Genomic DNA, 21328 nt, shown 5'->3' with positions numbered 1-21328 from the left:
GCGAGGACTTTTTGGTTACCTTTTTGGTCCTTCAAAAAGTGACCCGCCGTCAGGGCGGAACCCTAAGTAGCCGTTACCCAAACAACGGATACGTACTCAACCCTCCCCAGCCCAGCTACAACCGAGACTTGCGCAAAGGAAAAAGACTGTTAAGCGTATCAATCAACCGCACCAGATAGATGGGCTTGCGAAACAGATCCAACACCTGCAAGCGCAGCATGTCGCTCACATCATCCATCTCGGCATGGCCGGACATCACGATCACCGGCAGATGCGAGCGACTGGTATGCTCGCGCAAGCGCTTGATCAACGATATCCCACTCTCCTCAGGCATACGCAGGTCAGTGATGACCAGGGCAATGTCAGGGTGCAGGGTCAGCTCCTGCAAAGCGAACGTGACCGAGGTAGCGGTAAAACAAACGAAGCCCTCGTTCTCCAGCGACTCCGCCAGTTCTACGAGGGCATCTTCTTCGTCGTCCACCAACAGGATTTGTTGACGTAAAGGTGCGGCTGCAGCATTCATGGGCACTACCTGCTGTCACCAATCAAAACCGTCTGAAATCAACAACAGGCCACCCCAAACTCACAACGCGGTAATCGCCGCCTGAATCCTGGCAAAGAAGGCCGTAATCTGAGGCCCCAGCGTCGTCCCGGCTGCCAGTATCACCAATGCTACAATTGCCACCAGAATCAGATATTCAATCGCGGTCGCGCCTTCTTTGCGATGAAAAAGTAGCTGAAGTTGAACATGGAGTTTAATCAACAGTTCGAGGATCATCGTACTACTCCTTTGGGCGACCAGACGCCCTAGCTCGGTGCTGCACAGTAATTGCCATGTGCCACCTGAGCATTGTCAACAAACCCCGCCCTCACAACTGTAAGAACTGATTAATCACAAAGTAGTGGTCGTTTTACTGGCGCCTGAATCCCTTGTTTTTAAGGCTATCGAGGGCCTTCGCAAAGAAATCTTTCTGTCAGTAATGGCATTTCGTCCTAGCTGAACTACCTTCAAATAGCGAAATAGTTAGTCACTGTTCATAGCAGCCGAGTTGCGGAATTAGCCTGTTGGGATCGATGGGTTTTAGTGCAACAGGAAAAGGAGAGCCGTCATGAACACGCGTCTCAGCATGGTGTTGGCCGGTGTGCTGCTTGTAGGTGCGCTGTTTGCCGGTTACTGGGGGTTGGTGCTCAGCCGCGAACCTGCCCCGGCGCCGCCACCGCCGCCCACCGCACCGGTAGAAAAAGCCGTCGCCGTGGTCGAGGACCAGACCCGCCAATCGGTGGTGGTACTGGCCCACGATGTCCCGCCCTTTATTGCCCTGACCGCCGCAGACCTGAGCATCGAAAAACTGCGCACAGCGCCAGCGGGCAGTATGACCAGTGTCGACCAGGCCATCGGCCGCACACCGTGGCGCGCCCTGCAGGCCGGCACCTGGCTCAACGATGAGAGCTTCAGCCCGGGCGGCCCGCTGGCCCGCATGATCCGCCCCAACGAACGCGCGCTGGCGGTTGCCGTCGATGAAGTGATTGGCGCAGCCGGCCAGTTGAGCCCCGGCGACTATGTGGACGTATTGCTGTACCTGCGCCAGGACGTCGCCAACGTCGAACAATCCGCCCAAGTGGTGATCCCCGCCATGCGCCTGCTCAGCGTCGGCGATCAAATGGGCCTGACCAACGACGGCGCTCCCGCTTCACCGCCGGCAATGACCGCCGAAGAAAAAGCCCAGCGCCATGCGCCCTCTCGCACCGTGGTGCTGGCGGTGCCCGAACAATTGCTGAGCCAACTGATGCTGGCGACCCAGGCCGGCACCTTGCGCCTGGCCGTGCGCAGCGCCGATGAACGCTTGCTGAGCCACTACTGGGCCGGTGAAAGCGATGCACCGGGCAAGTTGCAAAGCGCCAACCGCGACCTCTACCAATTCACCCAACTGGCCTTCGTCCAGGCGCCCAAAAAAGTCGCCCAGGGTGGCCCCGCACGCCGCTCCGGTGTCGAGGTGATACGCGGCAATCAAGCCACCCAACAAACACCCGACTGAACAAGGATGCTGTGCATGAACCGACGTTTCGCACCGGTGTTCACGCTGAAAATCGCCTGTGCCCTGATGCTGTCGAACTTGTCTGTGGGGCTCGTTGCAGCCGCCCCGGGCAACTGCGGCAGCCTGGGCCAATTACCCGCAGCACTGTCGGTGGGTGAGGGCTTGCAACAGGAGCTGCAATCTCCCGTGGCCATCACACGCCTGGCGATTGGCGACCCAAAAATTGCTGACGTACACCTCAACGGCGATCGCGGTTTCCTGCTCACCGGTGTCGCCTCCGGCACCACCAGCCTGATGGTCTGGACCGCCTGTTCGACCACGCCGCGCCAGAGCATGGTGTTCGTCAAAGGCAAGGCCACCTCGGCATTGACCAGCCTGTCGCTGTCGCCGTCCGAAGACCCGACGCTGCCCAGCCAGGTGCAGACCGACATCCGTTTCGTCGAAGTCAGCCGCTCCAAACTCAAGGAAGCCAGCACCAAGATCCTCGGCATCGGCAGCAACTTTTTCCTGGGCAGCCCTAAACTGGTATCCCCGACAGCCGGCACCTTTCGACTGCCGGTGAGCGACAGTAACTTCAATATCGGCTTCGGTGGCGGGCGTGTCTCCGCCATGATCAACGCACTGGAAAGCAGCGGTTTTGCCTACACCCTGGCCCGCCCAAGCCTGGTGGCCATGAGCGGGCAAAGCGCGACGTTCCTGGCTGGCGGCGAAGTACCAATCCCGGTGCCCAGCAGCGCCAGCAACAACATCTCGATCGAGTACAAGGAATTCGGCATTCGCCTGACACTTACGCCGACGGTGATCGACCGTAACCGTATTTCTCTCAAAGTGGCGCCGGAAGTCAGCGAACTGGACTACACCAACGCCGTGACGATCCAGAACATTCAGGTACCGGCGCTGACCATCCGCCGCACCGACACCAGCGTATCGCTGGCCGACGGCGAAAGTTTCGTGATCAGCGGCCTGATCAGCAGCACCAACACCACCAACATCAGCAAGTTTCCAGGCCTGGGCGATATCCCGATTCTCGGTGCGTTCTTTCGCGATTCGTCAGTCAACCGCCAGGACAAAGAGCTGCTGATGATCGTCACGCCGCACCTGGTGCAGCCGCTGGCCGCCAACGCCCAACTGCCGTCCTTGCCCGGCGAGAAGCTGCGCAACTACGACCCGAACTGGTACCGGCTGTACTTCCTGGAAAACGGCAATTTCGACCGACTCAATGGGTTGTCTCAATGAGCGATAGCCTGAGCCAGACGTTTCTGGCAATCACGCGCAACACCACCGACCTGGAATGGCTGCAGGGCGCGCTGGCGCCGCTTGGCCAAGTGGTCAGCGCCGGCAGCGGCACCCTCGACGAGTTGCTGGCGCTGGTGGACGTGACCTTCGCCAACCTGGTGTTTGTAGGCCTCGACCGCGAACACGTGGTGGCCCAGAGCGCGCTGATCGAAGGCGCGCTGGAGGCCAAGCCGATGCTTGCTATCGTCGCCCTCGGCGATGGCATGGACAACCAGCTGGTGCTCAATGCCATGCGCGCCGGTGCGCGTGATTTTGTCGCCTACGGCTCACGTTCCAGCGAAGTCGCCGGGCTGGTACGCCGCCTGAGCAAACGCCTGCCGCCGGTGACCACCAACACTCAACTCGGTGGCCTGACCGTGCTGTACGGCACCCAAAGCAATGCTGACGGCGCACTGCTGGCCAGCCACTTGGCGCTGGTGGTGCAAAAGAGCGGCCAGCAAACCCTATTACTCGACCTGGGCCTGCCGCGCGGTGACAGCCTGGCGTTGCTGGGGCTGGAAAGCTCGTTCAATTTCGGCGATGCCTTGCGCCACCTCAGGCGCCTGGACACTACCTTGATCAACAGCGCGTTTACCTGTGCCGAAGACGGCCTACGCATCCTTGCCTACGCTCCCGGCGACGAGCCGCTGGAACAGACCAGCGCGGCCGAGCTGTACATGCTGCTCAGTGCCTTGCGCCAGCACTTCCAGCACATCGTGGTGAACCTCGCCGGCCAGCCGGACAGCGAAGCGCTGCGCACCTTTGTCAGCCACTGCGACAAGCTGCTGTGGTGCACCGACCAGAGCGTTTTGGACTGCCGGCGCAACCTTGGCGTGCTGAATCAGTGGCGCGAAAAAGGCATGAAGCTGGAACACGCCAAGCTGTTGGTCGACCGCTACATCAAAGGCTGTGCGCCCGACGCCGATGCCTTGGGCAAAAGCTATGGGCTGGAGGTGATCGCGGTGCTGCCGCTGAGCCCGGAGGTGCGCCTGAACGCCAAGAACCAAGGGCAAACCCTGTTCGCCCTGGCCCCGCGAGAAACCCTGACCCACAACCTCAAAGCCCTGGGCGAGCGCCTGGCGAAGCGCTCCGAAGGCATGAAAAAACCCTCGCACACCTGGTTTGAACGCTTGCTGAGAGCCGGCAAATGAACGGTGAAAAACTCTTCGGTTCACCCGCTCGCGGCGTCGGCGGCAACACTGACCACGACGGGCTCAAGCTGGTGCTGCATCGCTACATCATCGATGCCATCGAGGAGTCGGGCAAAAATTTGCTCGAGGGTTCACGCCCGCTGCTGGCGCAGTTTGTCATCGACAAAGTGGCCGAATATATCAACCGCATGCACCTGGCGATTTCCCGTTATGAGATGGAGCGCCTGGCCGAAGAGATCGTCGATGAACTGACTGGTTTCGGCCCACTGGAAGTGTTGCTGCGCGACCCGTCCGTGACCGAAATCCTGGTCAACGGCCCGCACCGGGTGTTTATCGAACGTGACGGCTTGCTGCATCAAAGCGACCTGCGCTTTATTGATTCGCACCACGTTGAACGCGTGATGCAACGCATCCTCGCACCGCTGGGGCGGCGGCTGGATGAGTCGTCGCCGATGGTCGATGCACGTCTGCCGGATGGCAGCCGGGTCAATGCGATCATCCCGCCGATTGCCCTGGATGGGCCGTGCCTGTCGATTCGAAAGTTTCGCAAGGACATGCTGAAAAGCAGTGACCTGGTGGCGATGCAGACCATCGACCAGAACATCTTCGATTTCTTCCAGGAAGCCGTGGGCAAGCGCTGCAATATCCTGATCAGCGGCGGTACCGGCACCGGTAAAACTACGCTGCTCAATATTCTCAGCCAACTGATCAACCCCCATGAACGCCTGGTCACCATCGAAGACGTGGCCGAGCTGCAACTGGGCCACCCCCATGTGGTGCGCCTGGAGACCCGCCCGCCGAATGCCGAGGGCCATGGCGAGGTCAAGGCCAGCGACCTGATCCGCAACGCCCTGCGGATGCGCCCCGACCGCATCATCCTTGGCGAGATCCGCGGCGTGGAAGTGCTTGATGTACTCACCGCCATGAACACCGGCCACGACGGTTCCATGAGTACCGTACACGCCAACAACGCCGCCGATGCGCTGCTGCGCCTGGAAACCCTGGTGGGCTTGACCGGCCGTGTGGTGGCGGAGAAAACCCTGCGGCAGATGATCTGCGCGGCGCTCGATGTGGTGATCCAGTTGACCCGCTTGCCGGACGGGCGTCGCTGCGTCAGCGAAGTGGTCGAGGTGGTCGGTGTCCGTGAAGACGTGTACGTGACCAATACCCTGTTCCGTCATGACCGGCGCACCGGCTTCGGCTTCTTGCGCGAAGCGGTCAACCCGGCCGGCGATAAACTGCGCCGCGAACCGGCTTAGCCTTGAAAGGGACATGACCATGACCGGGGCCATTTTGCTACTCATCTGCCTGATCCTGATCGGCCTGTCGATCCGCTCCTTTCAGAACGGCCTGCGCCGAGCCCAGACCGAGCGGGTGCTGAGCCGGCTCGCCGAGGGCCAGCCGCAGCTCAGCGAAGAAGCCAACCAGTGGAGTGGCGTGGAGCGGATGTTCCTGCGCGCAGGCCTGGGCAAGCCCACCGACAGCCTGGGCCTGTGGTTGGCCATCTGGGCCTTGGGCGTGGCGTTGGGGCTGCTGGTGGCCGGTTGGCTCGGCCTGCTGGTGATGCTGGTGCTGCCGCCGCTGCTGCTGCGCCTGTACATTGCCTGGCGCTACCAGCGGCGCATCAAGCGCATGATCGAACAGCTACCGCAATTGCTCGACCACACCGTGCGCAGCCTCAAGGCCGGGCGCACCCTGGCGGACTCGGTGCTGGGCGGCATCGAGATCAGCGAAGACCCGCTGCAACAGGCCATGGGCCGTATTCAGCGCAACGTACAGTTGGGCGTGAGCCTGCCGGAGTCGACCCACGACTTTGCCGAGTTCTACGAGCGTGATGAGTTTCGCCTGTTTGCGCTGGGCTTGAAGATCAACCATCGCTATGGCGGCAACGCCAGCGAACTGCTGGAAAACCTGATCAAGATGATCCGCGAGCGCGAGCAGGCCGCGCGCCAATTGCGCGCTTTGACCGGCGAAACCCGGGTGACCGCCTACGTGCTCGGCGCCCTGCCCATCTCGATGATCGGCTACTTCCTGGCGGTGAACCCGGCGTACCTGATGACCATGTGGAACGACGGCACCGGGCGCATCCTGTTGTTCGTGGCACTCGGCATGCAGCTGCTGGGCTGCTTCGCCTTGTGGCGCATGCTGCGGAGCGTATGAGATGGCTATCCCACTGCTGATCAGCGCCGTAATGCTCCTGGCCGCCCTGGCGCTGGTGCTGGCCAACCTGCTCAAACACCGGCGCGGCCAGCGCCTGGTCGCCCAGCGCTTGCAGGGGCAGATGGGGCGTGAACGCACGCTCAATACGTTGATGCGCCAATTGGGCAACAGCCCTATCGCGCAACGCTCGGTCAGCCTGGACAACGAAACCCAACTGCTGCTCAGCCGCGTTGGCTGGCGCCAGGCCAGCCAGCGCTCGATGTTCGCGGCCCTGCAGGTCGGCACGCCGCTAGTGGCACTGGGCGTGGTGCTGGTGGGCCAGCAGTTGCTGTTTCCCCACACTGCCTCGCCATGGCTGGCGCCCTTGATCGGCATGGGCATCGGCTACCTGCTGCCCAAACGCATCCTGGCCAGGGCCGCCAAAGCGCGCCAGCAGCGTATCTCCCGTGAGGTCTCGACCTTCATTCCGCTGCTGCGCATCCTGTTCGAGTCCGGCATGGCGGTTGAACAAGCACTGCGCGTGCTGAGCATTGAAGCGCAGCGCCTGCTGCCGGACCTTACCTATGAACTGCGCCTGATCCTGACGCGTGTCGACTCGGGCCTGGAGCTGAGCGAAGAGCTGGGCAAGACCGCGCGGATGCTGGCCGTGGATGAATTCAGCGACACCTGCACCATCCTCCAGCAACTGGTCCAGCAAGGTGGCGGTGCGATGAAATCGCTGCTGGCGCTCAAGCAATTGCTCGACGACCGCCGCCTCACGCGCATCCAGGAATTCGTGTCGAAGATGTCGGCAAAGATGTCGGTGGTGATGATGGTGTTCCTGTTTCCCGCCCTGCTGATCGTGCTCGGGGGGCCGGCGTTCATCGGCATCTCCCGGGCCTTGAGTAACTTATGAGGACCGCCCGATGAAAGCCTTGATAGCCGGTTTGAGCCTGTTGCTGCTCGGGGGTTGCGCCACCAACGGCCAAACCCCATGGGCGGCCCTGACGGCGGGCGGCAGTTGCTCCAAACCCGGGTCGGACCAGGAACTGGCGCTGAACCTGGCCGATGAAATGGCCGGTGACGGCAAGCTGCACGCCAGCCTGGCCAACCTGCAGAACCTGCCGGCCAACCTGCCCCAGGTGCGCCTGCGCCAGGCCAAGGCGTATCGCCTGCTCGGGCGCAGCGAGGCACAGGGGCTTTATCAAAGCCTGATCGGCACCTGCATGGCGGCCGAAGGCGAACACGGCCTGGGCCAGTTGGCTTCGGCCAAAGGCGACAACGGCCAAGCCCTGGCGCACTTGCAACGCGCGGCCCGGTTGGCGCCGACGGATGAAAAAATCCGCAATGACCTGGGCGTGGTGTACCTCAACCAACTGCGCCTGGAAGACGCGCGCTTCGAGTTCATGACCGCCATGGAACTCAAGCAGAGCGACCCGCTGGCGGCGATCAACCTGGTGACCCTGATGATCTATCAGGACAACTGGAAGCAGGCCGCGCAGGTGGCCAGCCAAATGAACCTGAGCCCTGAACAGGTGACCGAGGCCCAGGCCCGCGCCGAGAAACTCAAAGGCGCCAGCGTGCCCGTCGCCAAGGTCAAAGACCAGGTGGCGACCATGAGTGATGCCGCAAGCACCCTGAGGAATTAATCATGAAAATGCCTTATCTCACCAGCCTCGCCGTACTCGCATTGCCCCTGGGCGTCATGGCCATCGAGCCCGGCCCGTCATCGCCGCAGCAAGCGGTGACCGAAAGCTGGCTGACCTTGCAGTCCAGCGGGAAAGCGGCCTCCAGCACCCAGCAAAAAGCCTCCGCTGCCGAACGTGACCTGGCGGCGCAACGCTTGCTGGAAAGCTACAAGCACCCGATTCCGGAATACTTCGATCAAAAGGCGGGCGGGACAACCCAGGGCGGTAGTTGACAGCAGGACGCGGAGCGTCCTGGGCGGCATTCCCACGCAGAGCGTGGGAACGATCAGCCCGCTCCCACAAGTGATCAGTGGGCAGTGACTCGCTGGCGCAGCGCCGAATTACTCGGCGACAACGCCAGCGCCAATTGCGTGCGGTTATGCATGTGCGTCAGGCGCAACACCTGCGACACATACAGCTTCACGGTGTTCTCGGTAATGCCCAGTTCACAGGCAATCTGATAATTGGTCTGCCCCTTGCCCACCAGCCGCGCCACATCCAGCTGACGTGGCGACAGCTGGTTGAAGATCGCCGGAATCTCCACCGGCCCGGCCTCCTCGGCAGGCACCTCGTCGCTCTCATGCCCTGGCGGGCTGCGGCGCGCTTTGTCGAGGTCCTGGTACAGGTCGTTGATGGACTCGGAAAGAAATTGCAGCTTCTGGTTCAAATGCCCCAGTTGCAGCTCTTTCTTGCGCTCCTCCAACGCCGCCTCCTGGCGCTGCAAGCCTTCGAGCAGCTCATCGAGGTTGATCGGCTTCTGATAGTAATCCGCGATCCCTGCGCGCAGCGCCTTGATCACATCCTGCTTGTCTGCGCGGCCGGTCAGCATGATCGCCTCAAAGGCGCGCTGCTTGCCTGCAACCTTCTGCAGGGCCTGCACCAATTCGATGCCGTCCATGTCCGGCATATGCAGGTCGCACAGCACCAGGCCAATCTCGGCGTCTTCGCTAAAACGCTTCAAGGCCTGCTGGCTGGATTCACACGGGACACAGCGGAAACCGCTGCTTTCAAGAAATTCACAGAGCTCTTCCACGATCAGCGGTTGATCGTCGACCACGAGCACTTTTACAGCAGAGGTAAGCTTGTTCACGCGCTACTCCATGCATTGCAAGCCAAATGTTTGACTAATCCTTCACCACGAATATTCCTGTACAGCCACGTATTAAACGTAGACGTACTTTCCGACTATGTACATAGCGTTAATACCCTCAAACGGTTAAATGGATCCAAAAACAGGTGGCGGCAAAACCCACCAGTAAAAACGGTGCAAACGGTAGTTTTCTTGACGGATCCGGTGCCAGGTAACCCAGATGGTTTTTAACCCCTTGACTCATAAGCGGCCAAAGCTTTGGCGCTGCCAATAGCCACAGCAAATTGGCGATCGCGGCGCCCACAAATGATCCCAGCAGGTAGTCGGCATTGGAGGCCAGCGCCAAAGCCGCGAGCAGCTTCACATCACCGGCGCCCAGGCGGCCCAGGGCGTAACCGGGCAAGGTCAATAGCAGCGCCAGAAAAAACGCCCACAGCCCCTGCCCGACGGAAGCGCCGAGCCAGGTGTTGCCCGTCCACACCAGGTAGATCAACGCCAACAGCGCCGCGCCCAGCGTCAGGCGATTGGCAAGCAAGCGCTGGCGAACGTCCTGTACGGCACACAGCCCCAACCACAACAGCACCACTGCGCTATGAATCACGTAAAAAGCATCCCTTTTTTCTGATTGATTCTATGCTGATATCAAGTAGTAGCCGTCAGGGTAGACGCGGTGATGAAAACAAGCCTCCCGGATAAGCAAAAAGGCGCGGCAGCCATCGAGTTCATTGCCGTGTTCGTGATTTTTTTTGCCGTGTTCTACGGCACGGTCAGCTATAGCCTGCCGCTGCTGCTGTTGCAGTCGTTCAACCAGGCCACCGCCGAAGCCGTGCGCCTGAGCGTAGGGCTGGACCCTAATATGCAAGGCTACCCCGCTGCCGTACAGGCCACTGCCAAAACAGCGGTCGCCAACCGTTTGTGGTGGATTCCCAACGCCTACAAATTCGACGCTTCCACCCAAGTCACCACCACCTTCAACAGCGGGCTGTTGTCGGTGCAGATCAATTACCCCTCGGCCAACCTCCAGGCCGTGATGCCCTTTATTGTCCTGCCGGGTATCGGCACCGTGCCGCAGTTACCGGCAATTCTGCAGGCCCAGTCGAGCCTGCAGTTTTGACTTCGGGGGACAGACTTTTCGGGCGCCTGCTCGGTCGCAATAGCGCACTGGAAATCGACACGCACGCGCCGCCGTCTGCCGGCTTGCATGTGCAGCTGGATAGCCAAGGCCACGTGCTCGACCTCAGCGGCACGCTGCGCCCACAGTTGCAGCCACTGGTTAACTCGCCGCGCTTGCACGAACTGCTGAGTGCCCACAGCGCGGTAACGGTTGAAGGCGTGCCCGCCGACTGGCAGCGCCACAGCCTCGACCTGGATTTTCACGGGCTCGCCGGGCAAGTCCTGCACACCCGCGGCACGCTTCACCCCCACGACAATGGCTGGCTGCTGCATGCCGTAGACATCGGCGACTTGCTCGGCGGGCGGCAATTGGCCGAGCAGCGCGAACAGAACCACCAATTGACCAGCCGCGTCAGTGAGCAACTGCGCGTGTGCAGCCTCAGCCGCCTGCCCGAGGTGTTCAACGAACAGTTAAGCAGCGTGGCGCAGCGCTGGCGTATCCCCTGCGTGGCCCTGGCGCTGCTCGATCAGGAAGACCAGGGCTGGATGATCTACAGCCAGTACGCCAACCATGATGCACCGCTGTTCTGGCACACCGGCCAACGCCTCGGGACCTGCCTGGACAGCCTCAACGGCACCACGCCGCTGAGCCTGCAAGCACCCTATGGGCGCGGCGAGCACCCGCGTCTGCACAGTATTTTCGGCAATGCCGATGGCTTCCTTGTGCCCTATCGCGATGGCCAAGGCATCGCCGCATGGCTATTGTGCGGTGCCTACAGCGGCCAGCTACACAGCAACGACCGCGACTGGCTGAACCTCGCCGCCGCCCTCGCCGCGCCACTGCTCAGCCGCCTGCGCGAACACCGCCACCATCAACAACTCGAACGCCAGGAGGCGTTGCAAGGCCTGTTGGGCACGGGCTGGTTTGAGTTGCTGCCCGCCAGCGGCGAAATCCAGCTCGCCCCCCAATTGATGCGCAACCTCGGCCCACAGGAAGGTCCGACCCGGCAAACCCTGGACACGTGGCTGAACCTCATCCACCCCGCCGATCGCCAGGAGCTGCACAGCCGCCTGCGCGACCTGCAGACCCTCGGCAAACCCTTGCTCGCCAGCGTGCGCCTCAACCGTGGCGACAGCGCCACACCGACCTGGTATCGCGTGCAAGGCCAAGTGCTGGGCGCCGGTGAACAGCGGCGCTGGGTCGGTTTTATGCTCGACATCAGCGACATCCAGAACCAGCAACTGCAAGCCGACGCCGCCCGCGCCCGCCTGGACAACCTGATCGCCAGCTCACCGGCGGTGATCTATGTGCAGCGCTATGTGAACGGCGCGCTGCAGCCGGTGTTTTTCAGTCACAGCCTGCTGCCCCTGCTCGGTCGCACCCTCGCCGAATGCACCCACGACAGCCTGGTGCAATGGGTACACCCGGACGACCGCGACCTGTACTTCCAGCGCACCCGCCAGCTGCTGCGCGAAGGCAGCGTGCGCAGCCGTTATCGCGTGCAAGATACACACGGGGATTACCACTGGCTGCTCGACGAAGCCAAGCTGTTGCGCGACGACCTGGGCGTGCCGGTGGAAGCCGTCGGCCTGTGGCTGGATGTGACCGAGGCAACCTTGGCCGCGCAGCAGATCAAGGACAGTGAGGAGCGCTATCGCATCCTCGTCGAAGACTCCCCGGCGATGATCTGCCGCTACCGCCCGGACCTGACCCTGACCTTCGGCAACACGCCGCTGGCCAATTACCTGGAGTGCCTGCCCGTACAATTGCGCGGGATGAACCTGGGTGAATGGCTGTCGACCGAACAGCGCGAAGCATTTGTGCAGCGCATCCACCAGCTGACACCGGAGTTCCCGGTGAGCACGGCCGAAATCAGCCTGCAATTGCCTGGCCGCGAACATGCCTGGTGGGTGTGGTCGGACCGAGGCGTCTTCGATGAGCATGGCGCCCTGGTCGAAGTGCAAGCCGTGGGCCGCGACAACACCGAAGTGCGGCGCTCCCAGCAGCAACTGACGCAAAGCGCGAAAATGGCCACCCTCGGTGAAATGGCCACCGGCCTGGCCCATGAGATCAACCAGCCGCTGAACGTGATGCGCATGGCCATCGTCAATGTGCTCAAGCGCCTGAGCAATGGTGATGTGCAGATCGACTACCTGACCGAAAAACTCCAGCGCATCGACGCTCAGGTACAGCGTGCGGCGCGGGTGGTCGACCATATGCGCGTGTTCGGCCGCCGCTCGGAGGTCGAACAGCAGCCTTTCGACCCGGCGCAGGCGTTGGAGGGCACCTTGTCGCTGCTCAGTGAAGGTCTGCGTGGCAAAGGCGTTGAAGTGCGCCTGAGCCAGGCGGATATCCCGGTGCAGGTCAAAGGCTACGTCGACCAGCTTGAGCAAGTGCTGATCAACCTGATGGTCAACGCCCGCGATGCGCTATTGAGCCAACGCGAAAAAAACCCCGAACTGCGCCCCTGGATTGCCGTGCACACCGATCACGACAGCCGCCACGTGCGTATCTGGGTCGAAGACAATGGCGGCGGTATCGACCCACGTTTGCTGGAGCGCATCTTCGAGCCGTTTTTTACCACCAAGCCGATTGGCGTGGGCACAGGCTTAGGCTTGTCGGTGAGTTACGGCATCGTCGAAAACATGGGCGGGCGCCTGAGCGTCAGCAACGGCGAACACGGCGCACGGTTCTGCGTGGAACTGCCCAGGGCCATCGACGCTTAAATCACCAGGTAGGCCTCGCCGGTCTGGCCGCAGGTGAGGTTGGCGCCGACGTTCACATTCACCAGGCTGATGCCGAGCATGCTCAGCAGGTTGTTGAGGATCGGGTTGAGCAGCGGGCCGAGCAGGCCATTCACTACCGGCGTGACGATGGCGCTGACGCCACTGAGCAACGCTGTGACCGTAGGCGCCAGAATGCCCAACGGGTTTCCTCCGGACGGTTGATACGCCGTGATGCCCACGCCATTAAGCGTGGTCGAAAGGCTACTCACCACATTGGTCGCCGGTGTCGCCGCCTGATAGGTCGGCGCAAGGCCCACGTTCGGCGGCGTGGCAAACGGCGTGGTACTCGAGAACACCAGGGTTTGATTGCTCTGCGCAATCGGACTGACCACCTTGATCGCGATACCGCCGCCGGCAAACGGCACGCGCGGGTTACAGCTGCCGATGCCGAGAATCTTGTGGCAGGTTTTGGTACCAATATCGATCAGCGGCAACGGCGCTACCGTCATCGGCAAGGTGCTGGAAAACGCATTGGTGATACTGCCCACGTTCAACGACGCCAGCGACGTGGTGGTGTAGGCGGACAGGCTCTTGGTGCCCGCGTTGCCGGTCGGGCAACTGTAGGCGGTGACGTAACTGCTCGCGGCGCCGGCATCCAGCACAATATTGATCGGCAGGTTGCCCGGCAGCACCAGCAAATCCGCCTGCTGGCAACCGGCGCCCAGCAAACACAGGGCCGAGTTGATCGTGCTCACCAGGTTCAGGCTCAGCAGGCTGCCGAGCACCGGCGTCAGAGGCCCCAACAGGTCATTTACCGCCGTGTTCAGCCCCGACAAGGCACTCAACACGGGCATACTCACGGTCACTTGCGTGCGCACTTGGGCGGTGCGCACGTAAATTTTATTCGGCCCTGTAGGGTTGGCCGCCGCCAGCACCGGGTTGCCTATGGCCGACAACTGCGGCGGCTCGATCACTTTGACCTGGGTGGTGATATTGGCCAACCCCAGCACACTCACGGGCAAGGTCGCCGCCGCCGCGCTCTTGCTGTTGGACAGTTGCACCACACCCTGGATCAGTTGAAACACCTGCAGGTTGGCATTCAGCGCCGCAGCAGTGGTGCCGGTCTGCAATTGCAGGATCTGCCCGACGGTCAACGGCGCCTGGTTGATCGCGGCGATTTGCAAGCTGCCCAAGGCGGTGATCACATCCGCCGTTGCACCGTTGGCGGTCAGCACGGTGACCGCAGCCTGGATCAACTGCGCAGCGGTGACGTTGGTGTTGAGCAGTTGGGTGTAGTTACCGGCGGCCACATTGAGGTTAATCGCCAGTTGGTTGAGGTAACTGAGCAGGTTGATATTGGTATTGAGCAGGCCATTCCACCCGGCGACCGTCAGGTTGACGTTACCGCCGAGCAAGCCACTGAACAGCGGGTTCAACAGGCTGGCACTCGCCGAGTTGACGCTGGCCAGGCTGCTGTTGATGGTGAGCTGCGCCGAGGGTGGCGTCGGCACCGCCGCTACTGCGGTCGCGGTCAACACGGTGTTGAGGCTCAGTGAGTTGCCGGAGAACAACGCCCAAACCCCGGCGGCCACGCTGGTGGTCACGGTTTTGCTCACCACCACTTGAATCGCCGATGACACGGCAGGGTTGGCACTGAAGATACGCCGGCCCGATGCGGCGGTGGTCACAGTGCCGCATTGGGTCACCAGGGTATTGCCGCTGCCCACCACAAAATGGTTGCGCGCCACACTCTGCCCGGCAAACGCCGCCGCGCTCAAACCGCTCAGGCACGTGCCGCTGCGGCTCACCGCTTCCAGCGCGGCCGTGTCTGCCACGCCTTGCAGCTTGCGCTTCTCCAGGTACAGGCGGCCGCTGTCGATCATCAGCAATGTAAAGGCCAGCACCACCGCCAACACGCCGGCGGCCATCAGGCCGATTGCACCACGTTGCCTGGAACCAAGTCGGGGAGACATCGAGCACTCCTGTGCCGGCGAGTTGCCGAGCGCTTACTCTCCTGGGATGCAATTGAGTGTAGACAAGGGCTGAAGGTGGTGAAGATCAAATGTGGGAGCGGGCTTGCCCGCGATGGCCATAGATATCTAAACAACCGGTTAGTGGCAAGTGGACCGTTGTGGCGAGCAGGCTTGTCCTGCGTTGGGCTGCGAAGCGGCCCCGGTAAATGCACTGCAGTTTTCCTGAAAGAACTCAGCGTCCGGGTTTGGGGCTGCTTCGCAGCCCAACGCAGGACAAGCCTGCTCGCCACAGGAGAAATTGGCGCCCTTCAAACGTTGTGTAGATACCTGTGCCGCGATGGCGACAGATCAGTCAATACATCGGTGACTGACAGATCGCTATCGCGGGCAAACCAGCTCCCACAGGTTTTGGCGGTGGTCGTTAGCGCGGCGGGTAGTTGGAGAGGATCCTGGTCACCGTGCTGCGAATGGCAGCGCTGCGATCCTGCGGGTTCGGCGTGCTGGCCATCATTTGCTCGTCGCTGCCACGCCATACCAGTTTGCCGTCCTTGCCGTCGAGCAGGTCGATCTGGATGGTCGCGACTTTGTAGGTGATGTTGCGCGTTTCGTTGTACATCGGCGCGCCCCAGTAGCCATTCCAAGGGCCGCCCCAGGCGCCGCCGTAGTTGGTGGTGACTTGTTGCTGGCGTTCTTCGACGATCAGGTAGGCCTGCACATTCAGGTCGGCCCTGGTGCCTGCGGCGGCGGGGCGCAGGCCGCGCTGGTCGAGCTGCTCGCCCACGGCCTGGCGGATGCGTTGCTCGGTGAGGTCGCTCTTAACCCGCGGATCATCCGGCCGGTATTGCAGTGCCGGGTCTTTCCAGGCCCAGTTGCGGTAGGCGCCAAAATCGCGGCTGGCATCAAAGTCGTGGTTGACCTGGCTGGTCTGGCAGCCACTCAACAAGACCAGTACAGCTAGTGCAGCAAGGCGACGAAGCATGGGTGTTCTCCAAAAGACGGAATCAGCCTGAGATGAGAATAGCTGCTAACTGGGTGGATAAGCGCTCATTGCCTTTTGCATCGCTTCACGCAATGCATCAGCGCGTTCGCTCAGGCTGCCCTGGCTGGTGGTTTCGGCGCTGGTGCTCCATACCGGCTGGCGCGTGCGGGCATCGAACAGGCTGACGCGTGCTACCGCAACCGTCACTTCATAGGTGCGTACCACCGGCACCGTGTTGTACATGCCGTAGCCGTTGCCATAGCGGTTATAGCCGCCGTAGCCGTAGCCATAGTCGTCCTGCACCTGGCGCAGGCGTTTTTCCAGGCGCACATCGGCGGTCACCAACAGGTCGGGAGCGCGGTTGTCATGCAAGGGGCGCAAGCCGCGCTGGTCGAGGGCGCCGCTGACTGCTTCGGCGATTTGCGCCGAATCCGCCCAGGCCGTGCCCGCGGGCAGTTGGCCGTTGAGCCAGCCCCAACTGCGGTAGGCACCATAGTCGCGCATCGGCGCCGGGTAGGCACTGGCATCAAAGGTATTCGCCGCCTGGGCCGGAGCCGGCGGCATCGGCGCCGAGGCGGCCACGTAGGGGTTGGGCGTGGAGCAAGCGCCCAAGCCCAGCGATAACAGGATCAAACAGAGACGACGCATTTCGACCTCCGCAGACTGGGCCGCTTAAACCGGACGGCAGATCCAGTGCAAATAACGCCCAAGTCCGGCAAAGCTTGGGTGACGACGGTGAGCGAGTTCCATCTCCAACAAGTCCTGCAGATTGGCACGGGCCTGGAATTCCATCGGCATATAGTCGTGGAACACCCGCACGCCGCTTTGGCTTTCGACCTGCCAAAGCCCTTCGAGTTGCGCCGCCAGTTCCCGTGGGTCGAGCGGTTGTTGCGGGGTAAGACTTTGCTTCTCGCCGGCCATGTCGTTCTTGCGCATTTTGCGGAAGTGGCCTTTGAGCAGGTTGCGGTAAATCAGTGCATCGCGGTTGTAGAACGCCAGCGACAACCAGCCGCCGGGCACCGTGAGCTGGTGCAGCACCGGCAGGATGGCATGCGGTTCGGCCAGCCATTCGAGCACGGCGTGGCACAGCACCAGGTCGTAGGGCTCGGTGAGTTGGCCTAGCAATTGCTGCCAGGGCGCATGGATAAACGTCGCGCTCTGCCCGGCCTCGGCAAACCGCTGACGGGCGCCTTCAAGCATTGGCTCGGCAGGCTCGGCCAGGGTCACTTGATGGCCACGCTCAGCCAGCCACAACGACATATGCCCCAGGCCCGCGCCGATATCCAGCACACGCAGCGGGCGCTCGGGCAAGGCTTCAGTCAGGTCGGCCTGCAACACCGCCAGGCGAATCGCGCCCTTGGCGCCGCCGTAGATCTTCTCGGCAAAGCGCGTGGCCAACTGGTCGAAGTGACGGTCACTCATGGGCAAACCGCCGTTCGCTGTCGGCCAGTTTGGCGCGTACCACTTCGTTCATGTCCAGGTCCAGCTCACTGCACAGCAATAGCAGGTACAGCACGATATCGCCGACTTCCTGCCCGGCGTGGGCAAGTTTGTCCGCCGGCAACTGGCGCGACTGGTCTTCGGTCAGCCACTGGAAGATTTCCACCAGTTCGGACATTTCCACACTGGCGGCCATGGCCAGGTTTTTAGGGCTGTGGAACGGCTTCCAGTCGTTGGTATCGCGAATACGGTGCAAGCGTTCGGTGAGGTGTTCGAGGTTCATGCGGGGGCTCCTGAAGGTGTATAGCTTCGGGCGGATGCCAGGCGAAGGCAAGTGAATCCCTGTAACGCGTAAACCTCTATGCTAAAAGGGAACTCGCTTGGTGTAATAACGACCAAAGGCTCAGCGACGCCCACCTCTTCATCAGGACACACACATGCAGGTAGAAAGTTTTTTCGAATGGTTGGGCCAGGCACTGGGGTCCGTCATCCGCTTTATCGTCGACGGGCTCAGCGGGTTGTTCGGCGCCTTGACCCACGCGGGCGGCAACTTTATTGAAGGCCTGTCACGCACATTGGGCATGGACACTTCGATCATCAGCATTGCCGCCCTGATCATCGGCTTGATGTTGCTGTACTCGGCGGTGCGTGCGTTTATGCGCGCCTCGATCATTATGGGGATTATCTGGCTGATGCTGGGCCTGTGGTTGCTCAGCTGGGTTGTGCATTAATCCCAAAGCTGCCGCCTATCTCCTGTGGGAGCGGGCTTGCTCGCGAAGGCAAAGTGTCAGTCGGTACATGTAGTTACTGGCACACCGCCTTCGCGAGCAAGCCCGCTCCCACATTGGTCCTGCTGTGCTGCCCACAGCCAGTTACAATGCCGCTCCCAGAAGGAGCCTGAATGACTTCCCTGCTGACTGATTGGCGCGACCGCCCCACCCATCGCCGCGTCTGGGCATTGGCTGCGCCGATGATTTTGTCGAACATCTCGGTGCCGCTGGTGGCCTTGGTGGACAGCATGGCCATCGGCCACCTGCCCCATGCCCATCAACTCGGCGCTGTGGCCGTGGGCGCCAGCCTGTATACCTTCCTGGCCTGGGCCATGGGCTTTCTGCGCATGGGCTCCACCGGGTTTGCCGCGCAAGCCGCCGGGCGCGGGGATGGCGCAGCGCTCAGGCAAATCCTGCTGCAAGGTTTGTTGCTGGCGCTGGGGCTGGCGATGCTGCTGGGCACGGTGGGCATTCCGCTGAGCCATCTGGCCCTGGAGTGGATGCAGCCCTCGCCCGAGCTGAACCAGCTGACGCGCGATTTTTTCCACACCCGTTTGTTCGGCCTGCCCGCCGCGCTGGCCAGCTACGCCTTGGTCGGCTGGTTCCTCGGTACGCAAAATGCGCGTGCACCGCTGGCGATTCTGCTGACCACCAACCTGGTCAACATCGCCTTGAACCTGTGGTTTGTACTCGGCCTGGACTGGGGCGTGGTCGGCTCCGCACGCGCCTCCGTTATCGCCGAATGGACGGGCGCCCTGCTCGGCCTGGCCCTCACGCAAAAAGCCTTGCGTGCGTACCCCGGGAATATCGCCTGGGCCGCTTTGAAACGGTGGCAAAGCTGGCGGCCACTGCTGGCGGTGAACCGCGATATCTTCATCCGCAGCCTGGCCTTGCAGTCGGTGTTTTTCATGATCACTGTGCAAGGCGCACGTCTTGGGGATGCGACAGTGGCAGCGAATGCGTTGCTGCTTAATGGGTTATTGCTCACGGCCCACGCTCTGGACGGGCTCGCCCACGCGGTGGAAGCCTTGTGTGGCCATGCTATCGGTGCTCACGACCGCCAGGCCCTGCGCCGCTCGCTGGTGGTCGCCTGCGGCTGGTCACTGATCGCCAGCGTGGGTTTCGCGCTGCTATTCACCTTTGCCGGGCACCTGTTTATCGCCATGCAAACCGATATCCCCAGCGTGCGCGAGACCGCCGACATCTACCTGCCTTACCTGGCCATACTGCCGTTGATCGCGGTGTGGAGCTACCTGCTGGACGGCCTGTTCATCGGCGCCACCCGCGCGCGGGAAATGCGTAACGGCATGCTGTTGACGGTGGTGATATTGCTGCCGTTCGCGTGGTTGTTGCAGGGGTTCGGCAACCACGGGCTGTGGATAAGTTTCCTGTTGTTCATGGCCCTGCGCAGCCTCACGCTGTGGGCAATCGCTTGGCGGCTGAACAAACGTAATCAATGGTTAGGGTAGTTCGACCTGTCAGTTCTCACAGGTTACAACGCTGACGTTCCGGCGTTGAATGGAGATCGCCCCTGAAGAGCCTTCAGCTTCAGGCTGCGATCTCAATTCAACTCAAGGAAGACCCCACATGAGCAACAACACCTACTTGATTATCGGCGCGTTGATAGTGGTCGTGTTGATCGCCGTCGCCGTTATCCGCACGTCCAGGAAGAAAAAAGCCAAGCCCCCTGCCGAAGTCATCGCCGAACCGCCCGTTCAGGTTCCACCCGTCACTGCGGACACGGGCGAATGGACACTTAAACTGGATGACGCTCCGTCAACACTTCCAACGCAGCCCGCCATCCAGAAAGGCGTGGAGGTGTGGAATCAAACGGATTTCCAAGTCTTCGTGACCCAACAAGGCATAAGAGCGACGCTGCCACCTAAAGGTCGAACACTGATGGACAATGGCGCCAGCCTGACAGTCAGCCCTTCAGCGCAAAACACGCTGCAGTCTGTCGCGCTGGAGGAAACCGGTCCAGAAAGCTCAGCCCTGTACACCCTGATTGTCCGGTAAAGCCAGCCTCACTGGCCTGGCGTGGAGAGGATAAACGCCGTGACCCGATCCAGTACCGGCGCCAGCCAGCGCAACGGCTTGGCAATGGACGCTACTAATGTCGCGTGGCTGGTCCGGGTGAAATAAAACGCCTCGACCGGCACACCCGCTTCACGCAGCTTGTTAGCCAACGCGCCCGTATTGCGCGTGGGGTTGACCAACGTGTCGCTCACCGAGGCAATCAACAGGCTCGGTGGTGCGTCATGGCTGACGTGGTTGATGGGCTGGGAATCGGGCGGTGAGTCCGGGAAGAAAAACACGGGGCGCACATCGCGGTTTTCAATTGGCAGGAAGTCATAGGGCCCGGCCAGGCCGATCCAACCTTTGAGCATCGAGGGTGACAGGTTCACTTCTTTGAGCCAACGCGCATCCAGCGCCAGCATCGAGGCGTTGTACGCGCCGGAGCTATGGCCCATCAGGTAGAGCTGCTTGGGGTCGGCGCCATATTCGGCGATGTGCTGATGAGTCCAGGCCACCGCTTGGGCGCCGTCCTGGAGAAATGTGGGGTAACGCACTTGCGGGTAGAGCCGGTAGTCCGCGATGACCACCACAATGCCGCGTGAAGCCAGGGCTTCGCCGACGAAACCGTAGTCATCCTTGGAGCCGCTGTTCCAGCTGCCACCGTAAAAAAACACCACGACAGGGGCGTTGGGCAAGGCGGTGACGGGACGGTAGATATCGAGTGTCTGGCGCGGGCCAGTGCCGTAGGCAATGGATGAAGTTTTGGTGAACGTGCTGGAAGGGGTGAGTGCGTTGAGCACTTTGATCGGCGAGCAGGCCGAGAGGAATGCGGCGACTGCCAGGGTGAACGCTTGCAGCCATTTGCTCGACATCGTTCAGACCTCACGCAGTAGGTACTACCAAACGAACATCCAAAGGTGGGAGCTGGCTT

The 21328-nt window shown here is 61.6% G+C and carries 23 protein-coding genes; 13 read left to right on the top strand and 10 right to left on the bottom strand.

Annotated features, from left to right (window positions below):
- Positions 1–115 precede the first annotated feature (115 nt).
- Complete coding sequence (locus tag K0H48_RS05105; RefSeq protein ID WP_219266669.1) at positions 116–523, bottom strand: response regulator; 408 nt, start codon at positions 521–523, stop codon at positions 116–118.
- Positions 524–583: 60 nt separating this feature from the next.
- Positions 584–778, bottom strand: coding sequence for a Flp family type IVb pilin (locus K0H48_RS05100; protein WP_017136716.1), 195 nt, complete (start codon positions 776–778; stop codon positions 584–586).
- 331 nt (positions 779–1109) lie between these two features.
- Between K0H48_RS05100 and cpaB the strand changes: the two genes are divergently transcribed.
- Genes cpaB through K0H48_RS05060 form a run of 8 tightly spaced genes read left to right on the top strand, consistent with a single transcriptional unit; the run spans position 1110 to position 8522 of the window.
- Positions 1110–2036, top strand: a complete 927-nt coding sequence (cpaB, locus tag K0H48_RS05095; protein ID WP_219266667.1) for a Flp pilus assembly protein CpaB — start codon at positions 1110–1112, stop codon at positions 2034–2036.
- A gap of 15 nt (positions 2037–2051) precedes the next feature.
- Positions 2052–3272, top strand: a complete 1221-nt coding sequence (locus K0H48_RS05090) for a type II and III secretion system protein family protein (protein WP_138817012.1) — start codon at positions 2052–2054, stop codon at positions 3270–3272.
- On the top strand, positions 3269–4462 hold the full coding sequence (locus K0H48_RS05085; RefSeq protein WP_219266665.1) for a pilus assembly protein: 1194 nt from the start codon (positions 3269–3271) through the stop codon (positions 4460–4462). The genes K0H48_RS05090 and K0H48_RS05085 overlap by 4 nt, the downstream gene beginning before the upstream one ends.
- On the top strand, positions 4459–5721 hold the full coding sequence (locus K0H48_RS05080) for a CpaF family protein (protein WP_200433797.1): 1263 nt from the start codon (positions 4459–4461) through the stop codon (positions 5719–5721). Before K0H48_RS05085 ends, K0H48_RS05080 begins: the two co-directional genes overlap by 4 nt.
- Positions 5722–5740: 19 nt before the next feature.
- Complete coding sequence (locus tag K0H48_RS05075) at positions 5741–6622, top strand: type II secretion system F family protein (RefSeq protein WP_138817015.1); 882 nt, start codon at positions 5741–5743, stop codon at positions 6620–6622.
- A 1-nt stretch (position 6623) separates the two neighbouring features.
- On the top strand, positions 6624–7517 hold the full coding sequence (locus K0H48_RS05070; protein ID WP_138817016.1) for a type II secretion system F family protein: 894 nt from the start codon (positions 6624–6626) through the stop codon (positions 7515–7517).
- A gap of 10 nt (positions 7518–7527) precedes the next feature.
- Positions 7528–8250, top strand: a complete 723-nt coding sequence (locus K0H48_RS05065; protein WP_219266663.1) for a tetratricopeptide repeat protein — start codon at positions 7528–7530, stop codon at positions 8248–8250.
- 2 nt (positions 8251–8252) lie between these two features.
- Positions 8253–8522 carry a DUF3613 domain-containing protein gene (locus K0H48_RS05060; protein ID WP_138817018.1) on the top strand — a complete coding sequence of 90 codons (270 nt, stop codon included), beginning with the start codon at positions 8253–8255 and terminating at the stop codon, positions 8520–8522.
- A gap of 74 nt (positions 8523–8596) precedes the next feature.
- On the opposite strand, the gene K0H48_RS05055 is transcribed toward K0H48_RS05060, so the two are convergent.
- A complete protein-coding gene (locus K0H48_RS05055; RefSeq protein WP_219266661.1) occupies positions 8597–9379 on the bottom strand; it encodes a response regulator transcription factor in 783 nt (260 codons plus the stop codon).
- Positions 9380–9497: 118 nt separating this feature from the next.
- Positions 9498–9980, bottom strand: a complete 483-nt coding sequence (locus K0H48_RS05050; RefSeq protein WP_219266660.1) for a prepilin peptidase — start codon at positions 9978–9980, stop codon at positions 9498–9500.
- 72 nt (positions 9981–10052) lie between these two features.
- On the opposite strand from K0H48_RS05050, the gene K0H48_RS05045 reads away from it, so the two are divergent.
- Entirely contained in the window at positions 10053–10493 is a 441-nt protein-coding gene (locus tag K0H48_RS05045) for a TadE/TadG family type IV pilus assembly protein (RefSeq protein WP_219266658.1), read from the top strand.
- Positions 10490–13219: a PAS domain-containing sensor histidine kinase gene (locus K0H48_RS05040; protein WP_219266656.1), complete on the top strand. Its 2730-nt coding sequence runs from the start codon at positions 10490–10492 to the stop codon at positions 13217–13219. The genes K0H48_RS05045 and K0H48_RS05040 overlap by 4 nt, the downstream gene beginning before the upstream one ends.
- Here the strand turns inward: K0H48_RS05040 and K0H48_RS05035 are convergent.
- The 5 genes from K0H48_RS05035 to K0H48_RS05015 all read right to left on the bottom strand — a co-directional run bounded on the left by K0H48_RS05035 (position 13216) and on the right by K0H48_RS05015 (position 17894).
- Positions 13216–15192: a pilus assembly protein TadG-related protein gene (locus tag K0H48_RS05035; RefSeq protein WP_219266654.1), complete on the bottom strand. Its 1977-nt coding sequence runs from the start codon at positions 15190–15192 to the stop codon at positions 13216–13218. The two genes, K0H48_RS05040 and K0H48_RS05035, sit on opposite strands and share 4 nt — an antisense overlap.
- Positions 15193–15613: 421 nt before the next feature.
- Positions 15614–16171, bottom strand: coding sequence for a DUF4136 domain-containing protein (locus K0H48_RS05030; RefSeq protein ID WP_219266652.1), 558 nt, complete (start codon positions 16169–16171; stop codon positions 15614–15616).
- 45 nt (positions 16172–16216) lie between these two features.
- Positions 16217–16819, bottom strand: a complete 603-nt coding sequence (locus tag K0H48_RS05025; RefSeq protein ID WP_219266651.1) for a DUF4136 domain-containing protein — start codon at positions 16817–16819, stop codon at positions 16217–16219.
- Between the two features lie 24 nt (positions 16820–16843).
- Positions 16844–17593: a methyltransferase domain-containing protein gene (locus tag K0H48_RS05020; protein ID WP_219266649.1), complete on the bottom strand. Its 750-nt coding sequence runs from the start codon at positions 17591–17593 to the stop codon at positions 16844–16846.
- On the bottom strand, positions 17586–17894 hold the full coding sequence (locus tag K0H48_RS05015; protein WP_219266647.1) for a MazG-like family protein: 309 nt from the start codon (positions 17892–17894) through the stop codon (positions 17586–17588). The genes K0H48_RS05020 and K0H48_RS05015 overlap by 8 nt, the downstream gene beginning before the upstream one ends.
- A gap of 154 nt (positions 17895–18048) precedes the next feature.
- On the opposite strand from K0H48_RS05015, the gene K0H48_RS05010 reads away from it, so the two are divergent.
- The 3 genes from K0H48_RS05010 (at position 18049) to K0H48_RS05000 (ending at position 20397) form a co-directional block, all read left to right on the top strand.
- Positions 18049–18342, top strand: coding sequence for a hypothetical protein (locus K0H48_RS05010; protein WP_017136733.1), 294 nt, complete (start codon positions 18049–18051; stop codon positions 18340–18342).
- 170 nt (positions 18343–18512) lie between these two features.
- Positions 18513–19850 carry an MATE family efflux transporter gene (locus K0H48_RS05005; RefSeq protein WP_219266645.1) on the top strand — a complete coding sequence of 446 codons (1338 nt, stop codon included), beginning with the start codon at positions 18513–18515 and terminating at the stop codon, positions 19848–19850.
- 118 nt (positions 19851–19968) lie between these two features.
- Positions 19969–20397, top strand: a complete 429-nt coding sequence (locus K0H48_RS05000; RefSeq protein WP_219266643.1) for a hypothetical protein — start codon at positions 19969–19971, stop codon at positions 20395–20397.
- Positions 20398–20405: 8 nt separating this feature from the next.
- On the opposite strand, the gene K0H48_RS04995 is transcribed toward K0H48_RS05000, so the two are convergent.
- Positions 20406–21269 carry an alpha/beta hydrolase gene (locus K0H48_RS04995; RefSeq protein ID WP_219266641.1) on the bottom strand — a complete coding sequence of 288 codons (864 nt, stop codon included), beginning with the start codon at positions 21267–21269 and terminating at the stop codon, positions 20406–20408.
- Positions 21270–21328: the final 59 nt, after the last annotated feature.

Origin of the sequence: Pseudomonas sp. Xaverov 259, from assembly GCF_019352915.1 — a bacterium.
Lineage (GTDB): Bacteria > Pseudomonadota > Gammaproteobacteria > Pseudomonadales > Pseudomonadaceae > Aquipseudomonas.
The sequence above is the reverse complement of the archived record's forward strand: the minus strand, read 5'-3'. Positions and strand labels throughout refer to the sequence as shown.

Coding starts and splice junctions, on each gene's coding strand:
- K0H48_RS05090 (WP_138817012.1), top strand. CDS start 2,052: ATGAACCGACGTTTCGCACCGGTGTTCACGCTGAAAATCGCCTGTGCC.
- K0H48_RS05065 (WP_219266663.1), top strand. CDS start 7,528: ATGAAAGCCTTGATAGCCGGTTTGAGCCTGTTGCTGCTCGGGGGTTGC.
- K0H48_RS05020 (WP_219266649.1), bottom strand. CDS start 17,593: ATGAGTGACCGTCACTTCGACCAGTTGGCCACGCGCTTTGCCGAGAAG.
- K0H48_RS05100 (WP_017136716.1), bottom strand. CDS start 778: ATGATCCTCGAACTGTTGATTAAACTCCATGTTCAACTTCAGCTACTT.
- K0H48_RS05075 (WP_138817015.1), top strand. CDS start 5,741: ATGACCGGGGCCATTTTGCTACTCATCTGCCTGATCCTGATCGGCCTG.
- cpaB (WP_219266667.1), top strand. CDS start 1,110: ATGAACACGCGTCTCAGCATGGTGTTGGCCGGTGTGCTGCTTGTAGGT.
- K0H48_RS04995 (WP_219266641.1), bottom strand. CDS start 21,269: ATGTCGAGCAAATGGCTGCAAGCGTTCACCCTGGCAGTCGCCGCATTC.
- K0H48_RS05005 (WP_219266645.1), top strand. CDS start 18,513: ATGACTTCCCTGCTGACTGATTGGCGCGACCGCCCCACCCATCGCCGC.
- K0H48_RS05025 (WP_219266651.1), bottom strand. CDS start 16,819: ATGCGTCGTCTCTGTTTGATCCTGTTATCGCTGGGCTTGGGCGCTTGC.
- K0H48_RS05045 (WP_219266658.1), top strand. CDS start 10,053: ATGAAAACAAGCCTCCCGGATAAGCAAAAAGGCGCGGCAGCCATCGAG.
- K0H48_RS05105 (WP_219266669.1), bottom strand. CDS start 523: ATGAATGCTGCAGCCGCACCTTTACGTCAACAAATCCTGTTGGTGGAC.
- K0H48_RS05030 (WP_219266652.1), bottom strand. CDS start 16,171: ATGCTTCGTCGCCTTGCTGCACTAGCTGTACTGGTCTTGTTGAGTGGC.
- K0H48_RS05015 (WP_219266647.1), bottom strand. CDS start 17,894: ATGAACCTCGAACACCTCACCGAACGCTTGCACCGTATTCGCGATACC.
- K0H48_RS05080 (WP_200433797.1), top strand. CDS start 4,459: ATGAACGGTGAAAAACTCTTCGGTTCACCCGCTCGCGGCGTCGGCGGC.
- K0H48_RS05000 (WP_219266643.1), top strand. CDS start 19,969: ATGAGCAACAACACCTACTTGATTATCGGCGCGTTGATAGTGGTCGTG.
- K0H48_RS05070 (WP_138817016.1), top strand. CDS start 6,624: ATGGCTATCCCACTGCTGATCAGCGCCGTAATGCTCCTGGCCGCCCTG.
- K0H48_RS05010 (WP_017136733.1), top strand. CDS start 18,049: ATGCAGGTAGAAAGTTTTTTCGAATGGTTGGGCCAGGCACTGGGGTCC.
- K0H48_RS05035 (WP_219266654.1), bottom strand. CDS start 15,192: ATGTCTCCCCGACTTGGTTCCAGGCAACGTGGTGCAATCGGCCTGATG.
- K0H48_RS05060 (WP_138817018.1), top strand. CDS start 8,253: ATGAAAATGCCTTATCTCACCAGCCTCGCCGTACTCGCATTGCCCCTG.
- K0H48_RS05085 (WP_219266665.1), top strand. CDS start 3,269: ATGAGCGATAGCCTGAGCCAGACGTTTCTGGCAATCACGCGCAACACC.